Raw genomic sequence first — 14,606 nt, forward strand, 5'->3', positions numbered from 1 at the left:
CAGTGTCGCATGCGCGTGCATCTGCGCAGGATTCCGAACGCGATTCCGCGCGTGAGGATGCTCCGATCGGGTCCTCTGGCCGCCGGACGGCGTCAGGACCGCACCCCGGGGCGGTCGAGCCGACATGAGCAACGGCACGGAGTTCCACGGACGCGGCACCGCGCCCGCGCATCCCGGGCGGCACCGGCTCGACGGCACGGGCGGCTGGACGCCGCCGCTGCCCCCGAACCGCGCCGCGCGGCGGCACGCGGCCGGGCTCGCCCCGGCCGACCCGCCGGTGTCCGGCTCCCTGCCGCTCCCCCAACCCCGCGACCGGCGGCCCGCGCCGCCGCTGTTCCCCGCCGCGCACGGCAGCCTGCCGCTCGACGGCGTCGAGGACCTCGAAACCGACGAAGCGCCACCGCGCACCGAGTCCCGCACCGACCAGGCCGCCCGGCGCACCCGCGTCTCGCTGGCCACCCCGCGGCCCCGCGTCGCGGACCAGGACGACGAAGACGTCCGCATCTACGCCGCGCCCCCGATCGACGGGCTCGGCGGGTTCACCATCGGCTCGGTGCCCGCTTCCGTGACCCCGCCCAAGACCTGGAAGAAGGCGGCCTGGTTCGCGACCGGCGCGTCCGGTGCCGTGGTCGTCGGGCTGCTGTTCGCCGGGTCCTACCTGGTCGGGAAGCCGCCGGTGGACCAGGCCGTGCAGGGCGCGTGGCCGGGCTACCAGGGCGCCCCGACCGTCATCGACCCGACCGGCGACGCCGAGCCGCCGACCCACCAGGGCGGCTCCGCCCCGGAGCCGGACAGCACGGCCCCGCCGGAGAAGGCGGCCGGGCGCAGCGGGGGCGGCGGCGCCGGTCCCGTCGACGGCACCGCCCCGCCGCCGGCCGCCGTCACCGAGCGGCCCGTGACGACCGGGACGGTCACGCCGAGCGGGCCGCCGCACAAGCCGCCGGTCACGCCGGCCCCGCGCGAGACGTCGGCCACGGCGCCCTGGTACTACTCCTTCCCGCCGGACCCGCAGACCATGGGGGACAACTCCGAGAAGTTCTTCAACACCGTCACCACCGACCCGGCGGCGGCGTCGTCGGTCACCACCGGCCAGCTGCACGACCAGGGCCCGAAGGCCCTCGCCGAGCGGTACGCCGGCATCGCGTACTTCGAGGTCCGCAAGATCAGCATCGACCAGCAGCGCGGGGTCACGGTGAACACCGTCGAGATCACCTACACCGACGGCTCCAAGAAGGTCGAGGAGCGCACGCTGACGTTCGGGGACGGCGACAAGATCACGGCTGACGGCCAGTAACGGGGCCTGCACGTGCGGCTCGCCCGTTCCGATGCACGTGCGGTGCGCCGAGCGGTTACCCCTGGTCCGGGTGGGTGACATAAGCTGCCGCTCGTCGTCTCGCGACGGCATTCCGGCGACAGAGCCTGGTGGTGCCCGTCCGCACAGGGTTACCTGACGACAGCGGGTCCGGATCCGGCCACGAGTCGGCCAGCCGGACCAACGGCAGCCCGGCCGAACGGCCGAGCGGCCGTCCCCGGAACCCCAGAGCGAGGACTTTCGTGCTTGATCGGCAGCGCACACGGCGTGAGGCAGCACCTCAGGCCGTCCGCGTCGAGGACGTGATCCCGGCCGAGATTCTCGACGGCGTCGGCGACGCCGACCGCGACTATCTCGAGCAGGTCTTCCGCGACCCGCAGAAGTTCCTGCCGCCCCGCCCGGAACCGGTCCGCGAACCGGAGCGGGCCGAGGACGCCGGCGAACCCGAAAGCCGGCTGGCCCGCCGGGCCAAGCTGGCCGGGCTCGTCGCCGCGGGCGCGCTCGTCGCCGGCGCGGTGGCCGCCGCGCCGATGCTGACCAGTACGCACCGCGCGGTGTCCGAAGGCGGCCAGGCCCGGCCCGCCGGGTTCAGCGGCGCCGCCGAGCTCGGCGGCCTCGCCGTCCCGCAGCGCCAGTCCGGCGGCGGCGCGCCGGAGCAGCGCAGCACGTCCACGCCGGGCACGCACTCCGGTGGCACGCCGACGGCCCAGCAGCCTGCCGGGGGCAGCCCGCAGGTCCAGGCCGCGCCGGCCCCGCCGAACGCGGTGCCGGACACGGCGGCCGACGCGCGCAGCGCGAGCCGGAAGATCCAGGCCGTCAAGGATTTCTACGCCACCATCGCGAAGGACCCGGCGGGCGCGCTGGCCCTGCTGAGCCCCTCGCTGGCCGATGGCGCGGCGGGCGAGCTGGTCCGCACCTGGAGCTCGATGGACGCCATCGACGTCCAGGAAGCCGACACGCAGATCAAGCCGGACGGCTCGATCCTCGCGGTCGCGACGCTGCACCGGCCGGACGGCGCCCTGGTCCGCGTCACCCAGCTCTTCCGCGTCGCCGACACCGGTGGGCTGATCACCGAAGCCGAGCTCGTCTCGGCCCAGTACATGTAGCCCTCGGCGATCACTCCTTCACCCGTGGTTCAAGTGCCTGTACCGGATTCGTGTGCGCAGAGTGAGCGCCTAGCCTTGTCACGGGCCGGTCTCGGAAAAGCCGGCACGCAGCCCACGACATGTGCATACGCTCCAGCGAAGCGGCGTGCGCGTGGCCGCGTCACCAGGCACCGATCCTCACGCCCTGGTGAAGTCGGAGCCCAAAGGGAGGTCGCGTGAGCGACGAGGGTCGTCTGGTCGCCGGTCGGTACCGCATCGTCGGCCGGATCGGCACGGGCGCGATGGGGGCCGTCTGGCAGGCGCACGACGAGGTCCTGGGCCGCACGGTCGCCATCAAGCAGCTGCTCCTCCAGCCGCACCTGGACGAGCACGACGCCGAGGACGCCCGGCAGCGGACCATGCGCGAGGGCCGGATCGCGGCCCGCCTGCACCACCCGAACGCGATCTCCGTCTTCGACGTCGTCACCGACGACAACGGGCAGCCCTGCCTGATCATGGAGTACCTCAACTCCACCAGCCTGGCCGCCGTGCTGCAGGAACGCCGCACGCTGCCGCCGACGGAGGTGGCGCGCATCGGCGCCCAGGTCGCCGCGGCGCTGCGCGAGGCGCACGCGAACGGCATCGTGCACCGCGACATCAAGCCGGGCAACATCCTGCTCGCCGGCAACGGCACCGTGAAGATCACCGACTTCGGCATCTCCCGCGCCAAGGACGACGTCACGGTCACCAAGACCGGGATGATCGCCGGCACCCCCGCCTACCTCGCCCCCGAGGTCGCCATCGGCGGCGAGCCGGGACCCGAGTCCGACGTCTTCTCCCTCGGCTCCACGCTGTATGCCGCGTGCGAGGGCCAGCCGCCGTTCGGGCTGTCGGAGAACACGCTGAGCCTGCTGCACGCGGTCGCGGCGGGCCAGATCATCCCGCCGCGCCAGTCCGGGCCGCTGGCGAGCGTGCTGGCCGTGCTGCTGCACCCGGACGTCCAGCACCGGCCGACCGCCGAGGAGTGCGAGGAGCTGCTCGCGGCCGTCGCCCGCGGTGAGACGCCGCTCGGCGCCCCGGCCGACGAGACGGTGCTGGCGCCGTCCGCCGGCGTCCTCGGCGCGGCCGCCGTCGCGGACCCGAACGCGACCCAGATGTTCGACGAGGTCCCGGCGGGCCACTCGGGCACGCTGCTGAACGACCCGGCCCCGACCCAGGCCGTGCCGTACTACGACGAGGACGACTACCCGGAGGCCACCGGCTACCCGGAGGACGACTACGACGGGTACGGCCACCAGGCCGCGGGGAACGTGCCACCCGGACTGGCCGCGACCCGCGCGGTGCCGGTGCCGCCGCACGAGCAGAGCCCGTACGCGGACGACTACGACGACTACGAAGACGAGCCGGCCCCGCCGCCCCCGCCGCGGCGCCCGCAGACGAGCCCGGCGGACGAGGACGACGAGAAGCCCGGCGCCTGGAAGCGCCCGGCGATCATCGGCGGCATCGTGGTCGTGGGCCTGGTGGCGCTCGCCGTGTGGCTGCTGAGCCCGAACAACCCGGAGGCCCCCGCGGCGCCGGTGTCGAGCAGCAAGCCGGCGCCCGTCGCGACGTCGGAGTCGCTGCCGTCGACGACGGAGGATTCGGTCAGCACGGCGGACGTGCCGCCGCCTGCCCAGGAGACGACCTCGTCGGCCAGGCACACGTCCACTCCACGCGAAACGCAACCCGTGGAAACGACCACTACGCCGAAGTCGACGACGCCGAAACCGCCTTCTACGACGCCGTCAACCGACACCAAGCCGACCGATACGCCAACTGGCGGCTCCAGCTCGAGCGTAGCCAACGGCGGATGATCGAGGACCCACCTTGAGTTCTGAAGGCACCATCGTCGGCGGCCGGTTCCGGCTGGACCAGCCGATCGGCCGTGGCCGCGCGGGCATCGTGTGGCTGGCGTTCGACACGCGGCTGTTCCGCACCGTCGCGATGAAGCGGATGTACCTGCCCGTCGGGGCTGGGGACCGCGCCGAGCAGGCGCGCGCCGCCGCGATGCAGGAGGGCAAGGACGCCGCGCGGATCGAGCACCCGTGCGCGATCAAGGTGTTCGACGTGCTGCCCGACGGCCAGGACGTCTGGCTGGTGATGGAGTACATCCCGTCGCGCAGCATGGCGACGTTCCTCGCCGAGCACGGCAGGCTCACCCCCGACCAAGCGGCGCACCTGGGCATCCAGCTGGGCAACGCGCTCACGGCGATCCACGCGGCCGGGTTCGTGCACCGCACGCTCGAGCCGGGCACGGTGCTGCTCGCCGACGACGGCGGCGTGAAGCTCACCGACATCGGCATCAGCGGCGGCGGCCCCAGCCCGGCGTACGTGGCACCCGAGGTCGCGCGCGGGCTGCCGCCGACCCCGGCCGCGGACGTCTTCTCACTCGGCGCGACGCTCTACACGTCCGTCGAGGGTGTCCCGCCGTTCGGTGACGACGGCCAGTCTTCGGAACGCCCGCCGCAGAACGCGGGCGTGCTCACCGAGGCGCTGCGCAAGATGCTGCGCATCGACCCGACGACGCGTCCGACCATGGCCGACACGGTCCGCTCGCTGAAGGCGATCACCGAGGGCCGCGAGACGGCGTTCATCCCGCCGACCGCGCCGGCCATCCCGACGATGCCCGCGGGACGGCCGCCGGTGCCGCCGGGGCCGCCGCCGTTCCAGCAGCAGGTCCCGCTCACGCCGCCGCCCGGCTACGCGGCCCAGGGCGCGACGCAGCAGATCCCGCCGGTACCGCAGGCCATGCAGTACGCGCCGCCGCCGGCACCGCAGCCGCAGCAGCAGGCCGGCGGACGGAACCTGCCGGTGTCGAAGAAGACGCTGGTCACCGTGGCCGCGATTCTCGCGGCCGTGCTCGTCGGCATCCTCGTCTCGGAGCTGTTCTTCGTCTAGGCCACCTTGGCGGTCGCCGCGCGCATGGCCGCCAGCAGCGTGCGGACGGCCGGGTGGCCCGCCGCCCGTGACGCCACCGCCGCGTGGATCGCGCGGACCGGCTCCGGGTTGCGGATCCGGCGGACGACCACGCCGGGGTGCGGGGCGCCGAGTCCCAGTTCAGGCACCAGGCCGACGCCGATGCCGGCGGCGACGAACCCCTGCGCCGTCTGGTAGTCCTCGGACTCGACGACGATGTTCGGCGCGAACCCGGCGGACGCGCAGGCACTCTCCAGGATGTCGCGGCAGACGCCCGGGAGGCCGTCGACGCCGACCCACGGCTCCTCGGCGAACTCGGTCAGGTCGAGCACGCGCTTGCGGGCCAGCGGGTGCGTTTTCGGCAGCACGGCGCGGTACGGGTCGTCGAGCAGGTGCACCAGCTCGACCCCCTTGCCCGGCGGGGTCTTGCGCGGGAAGACAGTGATCGCGACGTCGGCCTCGCCCGCTTCGACGTCCATCATCGGGTCGTCCGGCTCGACGAGCTTCAGGTCGAGGCGGACGCCGGGGTGCTCGCGGCGGACCGCGGCGATGGCGGGCGGGACCAGGGACGCTCCGGCCGTCGCGAAGTAGCGGATGGCGACGCGGCCGATGCGGCCTTCCTTGAGCTCGGTCAGCGCGGCTTCGGCTCGGGCCAGCTCGGCGCTCAGCGTCTCGGCGTGCTCGGACAGCAGCGCGCCCGCCGCGGTCGGCCGGACGCCGCGGCCGACGCGCTCCAGCAGCTCGGTGCCCGCTTCGCGTTCGAGTGCCGAGAGCTGCTGGCTGATCGCGGACGGCGTGTAGCCGAGGTTGCGGGCCGCGGCGGTGATCGACCCGCTGGTGATCACGGCGCGGAGGACCTGCATGCGGCGAACGTCGAGCATGCCCCGATCGTACAGCTCAGCTTAAGCGTCCCTGCAGTTAATTTCGCTTGTCCTTACGTCTCGGGCGAGCGAAGCTGGCGCTTGTTCGGCGAAGGAGGACTGGGTGGGAGAGACGAAGACCCTGCTGCGGATCGGCGCGCTGGCGTTGATGTGGGGCTCGAGCTTCTTCTGGATCAAGCTGGGGCTGGGAATGTTCTCGCCGGTCCAGCTGGTGCTGGCGCGGCTCGTGCTCGGCGCGGCGATGCTGGTGCTGCTGTGCCGGCTGCAGCGCGCGCGGCTGCCGCGGGGCCGCCGGATGTGGGGGCACCTGGCCGTCGCCGCGTTCTTCCACAACGCCCTGCCGTTCCTGCTGTTCGCGATCGGCGAGACGACGGTCGACTCCGGGATCACCGGGGTGCTGAACTCGACGACGCCGCTGTGGGTGCTGCTGGCGGCGCCGCTGATGGGGACGTCTTCGCGGATGACCGGCACGCGCGTGGCGGGGCTGGTCATCGGGCTGGGCGGGATCCTGCTGATCTTCGCGCCGTGGCAGGCGTCGGGCCTGCTGAGCTGGGGCGCGCTGGCCTGCCTCGCGGCCGCGGCGAGCTACGGCTTCGCGTTCGTCTACGAGGGCAAGTACCTGTCGGACCCCGGGTTGTCGCCGTACGCGACTTCGGCGGGCCAGATGCTGCTGGCCAGCGGGTTCATGGTGCTGGCGGTGCCGGTGGGCGGGTTGACGCCGGTGCACGTGTCGACGGGTCCGTTGCTCGCGGTGCTGGTGCTGGGCATCGGGTCGACGGGCATCGCGTTCGCGTTGAACTACCAGCTGCTGGCCAGCGAAGGCGCGGTGGCGGCGTCGGTGGTCGGGTACCTGCTGCCGGTGGTCTCGGTGCTGCTGGGCGCGTTGTTCCTCGGCGAGCAGCTGCACCTGCGGGTGATCGCCGGGATGGTGGTCGTGCTCGGCGGCGTCGCGCTGACCCGGATCCAGAAGCGCGTGACGGCACCGCCGCTGCCGGCGCGGGCGACGGAACGCGTCTAGACGAGACGGCGGTCGGAGGCCCAGCGGGACAGCTCGTAGCGGTTCGACAGCTGGGTCTTCCGCAGGACGCTCGACACGTGCGTCTCGACCGTCTTCACCGAGATGAACAGCTCCGACGCGATCTCCTTGTACGCGTACCCGCGGGCCAGCAGTCGCAGCACGTCCCGCTCGCGCGGGGTCAGCAGGTCCAGCTCCGGGTCGTTGATCGGCGCCGAGCCCGGGCGGTCGGCGAACGCGTCCAGGACGAAGCCGGCCAGGCGCGGGGAGAACACCGCGTCGCCGTCGGCCACCCGGACCACCGCGCGGACCAGCTCCTTCGACGAGATCGTCTTCGTGACGTAGCCGCGGGCGCCGGCGCGGATGACCGCGATGACGTCCTCCGCCGCGTCCGAGACCGACAGCGCCAGGAACACGACATCCGGCAGCTCGGGACGCACGCGGCGCAGTACCTCGGCGCCGCCGCCGTCGGGCATGTGGACGTCGAGCAGGACCACCTGCGGCTTCGTGCGGGCGATGCCGGCCACCGCTTCGGCCACCGAACCCGCTTCGCCGACGACGCGGACTTCGTCGGTGATCGAGTCGAGCTCGGTGCGGACGCCCGCGCGGAACAGCGCGTGGTCGTCGACGAGGAAGACCTTGACCGGTTCCCGCTGGCTGTCAGTCACGTCGTCGAGCATAGCCGCCTCACGCCGCCCCCTTGCCCGCTTTCACCGGCATGGCGAGCTGCACTTCCGTGCCCTCGCCCGGCGCGGTGCGGACCTTGCACGTGCCGCCGTGCCGGGTCATCCGGCCGCGGATGGAGTCGGCGAGCCCGTGGCGGTCGTCCGGGACGAGCTCGGGGTCGAAGCCCTTGCCGCGGTCGCGGACGAACACCGTCACCGCCGTCGGCTCGACCTCGGCGTACACGCTGACCTCGTCGACCCCGGCGTGCTTGGCCGCGTTGACGATGGCTTCGCGCGCGGCCTGGACCAGCGCGACCAGCGACTCGTCCAGCTCCGCGTCACCGACGACCACCTGGCCGACGGAGATCGCGAACGTGTCCTCGACCTCGCCGCACGCCGTGGCGAGCGCTTCCGACAGCAGACCGGCGGCCTCCTCGACGGTCTCGGCGGGCTTGCCGTAGCCGTTGGGTCCGTAGAGCCAGCCGCGCAGCTCACGTTCCTGGCTGCGGGCCAGCCGCGCGACCTCGCGCGGGGATTCACTCTGCTTCTGGATCAACGCGAGCGTCTGCAGGACGGAGTCGTGCAGGTGAGCGGCGATTTCGGCGCGTTCGTCGGTGCGGATGCGGGCCTTGCGCTCGTCGGAGAGGTCCCGGACCAGCCGCAGCCAGAAGGGTACGGTCAGCACGGCGACGCCGATGAGCGTGGCGATGACGGCGATCAGCGCGAACTGGACCTGGTCGAAGCTGCCGCTGCGGAGCACGACCACCCCGATGCCGGTGATCACCAGCGCGACGCCGGCGACGATCCGGATCGCGGCCGACCAGCCGCCCCCGCCGAGGAACGCCCCGGCGAAGCCGTCCTTCGCGCCGACCTTCCAGCGGCGGCGCTGCGACTCGTCGGCCTCCCGCCAGACGACCGCGGCCCCGATCATGGCGACGGCGAGCGGCACGGCGACCCAGCCGCTGATGAACCCGGTGAGCGTCCCGCTGGCGACGGCGAGGCCGACACCGAGCGCGATCAGGCCGAAGGCCTGCTGACGTTCCTTGGCGGTGGGCGCCTTCGCGGCTTCTTCGGTCTGCTGCTGGACGAAGACCCAGAGGAGCCCGTAGGCGAGCAGGCCGGCGCCGTTGAGGGCGGCGAGCAGCGCGAAGGCGGTGCGCACCCAGACGACCGGCAGGCCGAGGTGGTCGGCGAGCCCCCCGGCGACCCCGGCGACCGCCCGCCCGGACCGCCGCCGGTACATCTTGGGCTTTTCCGGGACGGCCACTTGCTCGCTGGTGACGTGGTCGAGGGACTCCTGCACGCCGTCCATGGTCACACGCGCGGGCACGGCGTTCCATCGGGGGAAATCCCTGATCCACCTACGGCACGAGCGCGACGGCGAGCCCGGGATCGAACACCCCGCGGCGGCTGTGCGGCGCGGTTCCGCAGGGCCCGTCGGACACGCCGGGCGTGGTCAGCCAGAGCCCCTGCGGTTGCGGCGCCGGGGCGAGCCGCGTCCAGGCGCCGGTCTTCGCGCCGGCCGGATTGCAGGTGCCGGTCACGGCGGCACCGTTGCGGCTGGTGTCGGAGAGGGGCAGGTAGTCGGTGCGGCCGGTCGATGCGGCCAGGCGGGCCTGGATCGCCTTCGCCGTCGCGGTGAGCTGGTCGTCGGGGGCGTATCGGCCGACGTTGAGCGCGAACCCGGCCGCGTCCCGCACGTCCGCGTCGGCGAGCAACCGGGCCGCGTCGTCCGGGAAGCCGAGGTCGGAGACGTCGAGCAGCACGGTCGTGCGGGCGCGCGCAGAATGCGCACGGCGTCCGCGAGCGCGGCGGCCCGGCCGTCGTCGCACGCTCGCACGACGACGAGCGCGGGCTGCCCGGCGATCTCCCGCGCCAGCGCGGCGAACCACTCGTGGGCGGCCTCGGCGGGGCAGGCACCGGAAGCGTCGGCGAGCAGGACGGGCTGCCGCTTCGCCGTGGCCGCCGCGCGCACGAACGGTCCCGCTTCGCCGGGGACGGTGATCCGGCGGGCCGCGGGCCGGTTCGCGATCCGGTCGCGGACCGTGTCGCGCGCGGGTCCGGGCGGCGCCGCCGGGACCCAGGTCGCCGCAGGGCCGCCGGGATCGACGTAGAAATCGCCCGAGTCGCCCAGGAGTACGTAGTGCACAGCCTTCGACGGTGGCGGGTCGCCGCCCGCGTACGGGCCGCACGCTGCCAGCAGGGCGACGAGCGCGAGCACGGCGAGGCGGCGGATCATGGCGTCATTCTCCGGGAAACCTCAGGGGCCATCCCCGATGTACGCCGTCTTCGCGTGGCGCATGCTCTTCGGTATGAGTGGTGCGAGTGAGACGCGGGCTCCGAAGCCCGGTCCGTTGAACGGCTTCGAGGAGACCGTCAAGGACTTCTGGGTGAGCCGTCCCCGGCGGCCGCATGCGGGGCGGAAGCTGGCCGGGGTGGCCGCCGCCATCGGGTACCGGTACGGGATCGATCCCGTCGTCGTGCGGATCGCCCTGGTGGTCGCCACCGTCTTCGGGGGGTTCGGCGTTCCGTTCTACCTGCTGGGGTGGCTGTTCCTGCCCGGGGAGGGCGACGAGGTGTCCGGCTTCGAAGGCCTGATCGGGCGCGGCCGGTCGGCCGTGTCGCCCGCGTTCGCCGTCGTCCTGTCCGTCCTCACCGTCGTCAGCGTCGGGGGCAGCTTCAGCGGCTCGTGGTTCGACGGCGGCGGCCTCATCAGCTTCGCGCTCATCACCGTCGCCCTCTACCTGCTGCACCGCAGCCGCGGCCAGGAGAACCGGCCGGCCCCGGTCGTTCCGCGGGCCCCGGCCTTCACCGGGAACGGAGCCTTCACCATGACCGACACCGCCACGGCCGAGGCCGGGGCCAAGCCGGGGTGGGACCCCCTCGCCGCCGACCCGGCGGGCTGGGACCTGCCCGACCCGCCTTCGGCACCGCCGCCCGCGCCGCCGACGTCGTCGTACCGGCCGCCCGAGCCGCGACACCGCTCCAAGGTCGGCTCGGTGACCTTCGCGGTCGCCGTGCTCATCGCCGGCGGTGGCGTGCTCGCGAACCTCGACGGCAACGCCTGGTTCTCCGCGCAGCACATCATCGGCCTGGTGCTGGGCGTGGTCGGGATCGGCCTGGTCGTCGGCGCGTTCGCCCGCGGCGGCCGCGGCCTGATCGGGCTGGCCGTGCCGCTGGCCATCGCCGGGATGGTGCTGACGACCGTGCCGTTCCAGAACTTCGACTTCCGCGGCGGCACGGGCGACCTCCGGGCCACGCCGCGCTCGGTGGCCGACGTCCAGCCGCGCTACCAGCACGCGGCCGGCGACATCGACCTCGACCTGTCGAAGCTGCCCGCCGGCGCGCCCTTCTCGACCGAAGTGGTCAACGGCGCGGGCGACACCACCGTCATCGTGCCGGAGACCGCGGACGTCACCTACGACTGCAGCACCGGCGCCGGCTCGGCGTCGTGCTTCGACCGGTCCACCGACGGCATCAGCCAGGACGCGCTCACCGGCACCGACAACGGCCCCGACGGCGTCGGCGGCCAGAAGATCACCCTGCACGTCAAGAACAGCGTGGGCAACGTGGAGGTGCGCCGTGGCTGACCAGAACCCCTACGCCTACGACAACGAAACCCAGCCCGCGAAGCGCGGTACCGACGTCTTCACCCTGATCGTCGGGGTCGCGACGCTGCTGATCTCCGTGTACGTCCTCTCGGACGGCGCGAGCTGGCTGCCACAGTTCGACTTCCGCTGGGTGATCGCCGGCGGCGCGGTGTTCGTCGGGCTGCTGCTCCTCGGCGCGTCGTTCGGCAAACGCCGCCGCTGAAAGAACTCTCGAGGCCCCGGATCCCACGCCGGGGCCTCGAGTCCTATTCCCACTCGATGGTGCCCGGCGGCTTCGACGTCACGTCCAGCACGACCCGGTTGACCTCCGGGACCTCGTTGGTGATCCGGGTGGAGATCCGCTCCAGGACGTCGTAGGGCAGGCGCGTCCAGTCCGCGGTCATCGCGTCCTCCGACGACACCGGCCGCAGCACCACCGGGTGCCCGTAGGTCCGGCCGTCGCCCTGGACGCCGACGCTGCGGACGTCGGCCAGCAGCACCACCGGGCACTGCCAGATGTCGCGGTCCAGCCCGGCCGCGGTCAGCTCCTCGCGGGCGATCAGGTCCGCGGCCCGCAGCGTGTCGAGGCGCTGCTGGTCCACCGCGCCGATGATCCGGATGCCCAGGCCGGGGCCGGGGAACGGCTGGCGGTGCACGATCGTCTCGGGCAGGCCCAGCTCCAGGCCGACCCGGCGGACCTCGTCCTTGAACAGCAGCCGCAGCGGCTCGACCAGCTCGAACTGCAGGTCGTCCGGCAGGCCGCCGACGTTGTGGTGGCTCTTGATGTTCGCCGTGCCTTCGCCGCCGCCGGACTCGACGACGTCCGGGTACAGCGTGCCCTGGACCAGGAACTTGTAGTCGCCCTCGGCCTTGAGGTCGCGCTCGGCCTGCTCGAACACGCGGATGAACTCGCGGCCGATGATCTTGCGCTTCTGCTCCGGGTCGGTGACGCCGGCGAGCGCGTCGAGGAACCGCTCGCGGGCGTCGATGGTGACCAGGTTGACACCGGTGGCCGCCACGAAGTCGCGCTCGACCTGGGTGCGCTCCCCCGCCCGCAGCAGGCCGTGGTCGACGAACACGCAGGTCAGCCGGTCGCCGATGGCGCGCTGCACGAGCGCGGCCGCGACGGCCGAGTCGACGCCGCCGGACAGGCCGCAGATGGCCCGGCCGTCGCCGATCTGCTCGCGGATGCGCTTGACCTGCTCCTCGACGATCGACGACGTCGTCCACTGCGGCTTGATGCCGGCGATGTCGTGCAGGAACCGGCGCAGCACCTCCTGGCCGTGCGGCGAGTGCGCGACCTCCGGGTGGTACTGGACGCCGGCGAAGCGGCGCTCGACGTCTTCGAAGCCGGCGACCTGGGCGCCGTCGGAGGACGCCGTGACGACCGAGCCCTCCGGCGCCTTGGTGACGCTGTCGTTGTGGCTCATCCAGGCGGGCTGGTGCTCGGGCAGGCCGGCGTGCAGCACGCCGCCGTCGCCGGTGACGCGGACCTCGGTGCGGCCGAACTCGCGCACGCCCGTCGGCTCGACGACGCCGCCGAGCGTGCTGGCGAGCAGCTGGTGGCCGTAGCAGATGCCGAAGATGGGGACGCCCGCTTCGGTGAGCTTCGGGTCCATGCCCGGGGCGCCTTCGGCGTACACGCTCGACGGACCACCGGAAAGGATGATCGCCGCGGGGTTCTTCGCGAGGATCTCCTCCGTCGACGCGCTGTGCGGGACGACCTCCGAGTAGATCTGCGCCTCGCGGACGCGCCGGGCGATCAGCTGCGCGTACTGCGCCCCGAAGTCCACGACGAGAACCGGATCGGTGGGATCGGGCACCTGGCGACCTCCTGGCGAGAAGCGGGATTCCCCTCCATCGTCCCAGGTGGGCTGGGTCACCCGGGACTCAGGGCCGGTGCTGTCCTCGATCGCGCCTACGGTGCGTGGCATGGCTGTGAACTGGACGAAGGAACTGGCCGACCAGCTCGGCTTCCACTGGCGGGTGCACACCCGCCCGAAGCTCCAGGGCCTCACCGACGAGGAGTACCTCTGGGAGCCGGTCGCCGGCTGCTGGACCGTCCGGCCGCGGAAGTCCGGCGCCGAACCGGGGACCGGTCCGTTCACCATCGACTGGGCCTACCCGGAGCCGGTCCCGCCGCCGGTCACGACGATCGCGTGGCGCCTGGGCCACATCCTCGTCGGCGTGCTCGGCGCGCGGATCGGGTCGCACTTCGGCGGCCAGCCGATCGGCTACGAGAACTACCCGTACCCCGGGACGGCCGCCGAGGCACTGGCCGAACTCGACAAGCTCTACGCGCAGTGGATCGCCGGCGTGCGGTCACTCGACGAGGACGGCTTGGCGCGGCCGTGCGGCCCGGCGGAGGGCCCGTACGCGAAGTACCCGATGGCGACGCTGGTGCTGCACATCCACCGCGAGATGATCCACCACTGCGCCGAAGTCCTACTCCTGCGCGACCTCTACCGGAGCCGGTAGCACCAGGAAGCCCAGCGCCAGGCCCAGCAGCAGCGGGAGGCCGTGGTTGTCGTGCAGCAGCGTGTCGATCACGGCCAGCACCGGCGCCGCGAACGCCATCACCCGGAACTGCACCGGCAGCGTCACGCCGTAGCGGCGCGACGCCACCATGACGACCGCGGCCAGCGCACCGATCAGTCCGACGACGCACATCGAGTTGCCCGCGCCGACGGGATTCAGCCACACGTAGCTCATGACCTGGCCGAACAGGCCGCAGCCGAAGTACAGCAGCAACCACTTCGGGCGGCTGAAGACGCGCTCGGCGAGCGTGCCGAACACCGCCAGCCACAGCAGGTTCGAGACCAGGCCGAGCGCCCGGTTGTCCTGGAAGAACATGCCGGTCACCAGGCGGTACCACTGGCCGGCGTCGATGCGGGACGCGTCGCGGACGACGTGGTCGTACAGCGGCGGGTGCACCAGCTGCGCGATCCCGCACGCGAGCGTCACGGCGAACACCGCGGCGGTCAGGACCGGGCGGCGCGCCCCGGTGCCGAGTGCCCCGAACGGGTGGCGGCCTGCGGTGGTCGTGTTCATGGCGCAAAATCTAGGCGCGCCACCGCGGTCGCACCCCCGACGTTTGTCACGA

Annotated in this window: 15 protein-coding genes; 9 read left to right on the plus strand and 6 right to left on the minus strand. The window is 73.0% G+C overall.

Features of this window, described 5'->3' with window-relative positions; all coding sequences use genetic code 11:
• The first annotated feature begins 124 nt into the window (after positions 1-124).
• The 4 genes from BT341_RS02240 to BT341_RS02255 all read left to right on the plus strand — a co-directional run bounded on the left by BT341_RS02240 (position 125) and on the right by BT341_RS02255 (position 5,334).
• On the plus strand, positions 125-1,294 hold the full coding sequence (locus tag BT341_RS02240) for a hypothetical protein (protein ID WP_143168458.1): 1,170 nt from the start codon (positions 125-127) through the stop codon (positions 1,292-1,294).
• Between the two features lie 260 nt (positions 1,295-1,554).
• Positions 1,555-2,418, plus strand: coding sequence for a hypothetical protein (locus BT341_RS02245; protein WP_072474681.1), 864 nt, complete (start codon positions 1,555-1,557; stop codon positions 2,416-2,418).
• A 215-nt stretch (positions 2,419-2,633) separates the two neighbouring features.
• A complete protein-coding gene (locus tag BT341_RS02250) occupies positions 2,634-4,250 on the plus strand; it encodes a serine/threonine-protein kinase (RefSeq protein ID WP_072474682.1) in 1,617 nt (538 codons plus the stop codon).
• 13 nt (positions 4,251-4,263) lie between these two features.
• On the plus strand, positions 4,264-5,334 hold the full coding sequence (locus tag BT341_RS02255; RefSeq protein WP_072474683.1) for a serine/threonine-protein kinase: 1,071 nt from the start codon (positions 4,264-4,266) through the stop codon (positions 5,332-5,334).
• Here BT341_RS02255 and BT341_RS02260 read toward each other — a convergent pair.
• Positions 5,331-6,233: a LysR family transcriptional regulator gene (locus BT341_RS02260; protein WP_072474684.1), complete on the minus strand. Its 903-nt coding sequence runs from the start codon at positions 6,231-6,233 to the stop codon at positions 5,331-5,333. The two genes, BT341_RS02255 and BT341_RS02260, sit on opposite strands and share 4 nt — an antisense overlap.
• 103 nt (positions 6,234-6,336) lie before the next feature.
• Between BT341_RS02260 and BT341_RS02265 the strand changes: the two genes are divergently transcribed.
• Positions 6,337-7,251: a DMT family transporter gene (locus BT341_RS02265; protein ID WP_072474685.1), complete on the plus strand. Its 915-nt coding sequence runs from the start codon at positions 6,337-6,339 to the stop codon at positions 7,249-7,251.
• On the opposite strand, the gene BT341_RS02270 is transcribed toward BT341_RS02265, so the two are convergent.
• From BT341_RS02270 to BT341_RS45140, 3 genes are read right to left on the minus strand one after another with little or no spacing between them, the layout of a single operon-like run.
• Positions 7,248-7,916 carry a response regulator gene (locus tag BT341_RS02270; RefSeq protein WP_476726792.1) on the minus strand — a complete coding sequence of 223 codons (669 nt, stop codon included), beginning with the start codon at positions 7,914-7,916 and terminating at the stop codon, positions 7,248-7,250. The two genes, BT341_RS02265 and BT341_RS02270, sit on opposite strands and share 4 nt — an antisense overlap.
• 19 nt (positions 7,917-7,935) lie before the next feature.
• The gene (locus BT341_RS02275; RefSeq protein WP_425426461.1) at positions 7,936-9,225 is read right to left on the minus strand and encodes an ATP-binding protein; all 1,290 of its coding nucleotides are present in this window, start codon (positions 9,223-9,225) and stop codon (positions 7,936-7,938) included.
• Positions 9,226-9,274: 49 nt separating this feature from the next.
• Positions 9,275-9,679 (minus strand): glycoside hydrolase family 6 protein, encoded by a 405-nt coding sequence (locus BT341_RS45140; RefSeq protein ID WP_072474687.1) that lies wholly within the window; start codon positions 9,677-9,679, stop codon positions 9,275-9,277.
• A 21-nt stretch (positions 9,680-9,700) separates the two neighbouring features.
• Between BT341_RS45140 and BT341_RS45145 the strand changes: the two genes are divergently transcribed.
• From BT341_RS45145 to BT341_RS02295, 3 genes are all read left to right on the plus strand, one after another.
• Positions 9,701-10,027: a hypothetical protein gene (locus BT341_RS45145; protein WP_072474688.1), complete on the plus strand. Its 327-nt coding sequence runs from the start codon at positions 9,701-9,703 to the stop codon at positions 10,025-10,027.
• Between the two features lie 198 nt (positions 10,028-10,225).
• Entirely contained in the window at positions 10,226-11,503 is a 1,278-nt protein-coding gene (locus tag BT341_RS02290; RefSeq protein WP_072481742.1) for a PspC domain-containing protein, read from the plus strand.
• Positions 11,496-11,726, plus strand: a complete 231-nt coding sequence (locus BT341_RS02295; protein ID WP_072474689.1) for a hypothetical protein — start codon at positions 11,496-11,498, stop codon at positions 11,724-11,726. The genes BT341_RS02290 and BT341_RS02295 overlap by 8 nt, the downstream gene beginning before the upstream one ends.
• 43 nt (positions 11,727-11,769) lie before the next feature.
• Here BT341_RS02295 and guaA read toward each other — a convergent pair whose 3' ends face one another.
• Entirely contained in the window at positions 11,770-13,326 is a 1,557-nt protein-coding gene (gene guaA / locus BT341_RS02300; protein WP_072474690.1) for a glutamine-hydrolyzing GMP synthase, read from the minus strand.
• Positions 13,327-13,435: 109 nt separating this feature from the next.
• On the opposite strand from guaA, the gene BT341_RS02305 reads away from it, so the two are divergent.
• Positions 13,436-13,981 carry a DinB family protein gene (locus BT341_RS02305; RefSeq protein ID WP_072474691.1) on the plus strand — a complete coding sequence of 182 codons (546 nt, stop codon included), beginning with the start codon at positions 13,436-13,438 and terminating at the stop codon, positions 13,979-13,981.
• On the opposite strand, the gene BT341_RS02310 is transcribed toward BT341_RS02305, so the two are convergent.
• Positions 13,949-14,554, minus strand: a complete 606-nt coding sequence (locus BT341_RS02310) for a rhomboid family intramembrane serine protease (RefSeq protein WP_072474692.1) — start codon at positions 14,552-14,554, stop codon at positions 13,949-13,951. The genes BT341_RS02305 and BT341_RS02310 overlap by 33 nt on opposite strands.
• Between the last annotated feature and the right edge of the window lie 52 nt (positions 14,555-14,606).

Origin of the sequence: Amycolatopsis australiensis, from assembly GCF_900119165.1 — a bacterium.
Taxonomy (GTDB): domain Bacteria; phylum Actinomycetota; class Actinomycetes; order Mycobacteriales; family Pseudonocardiaceae; genus Amycolatopsis; species Amycolatopsis australiensis.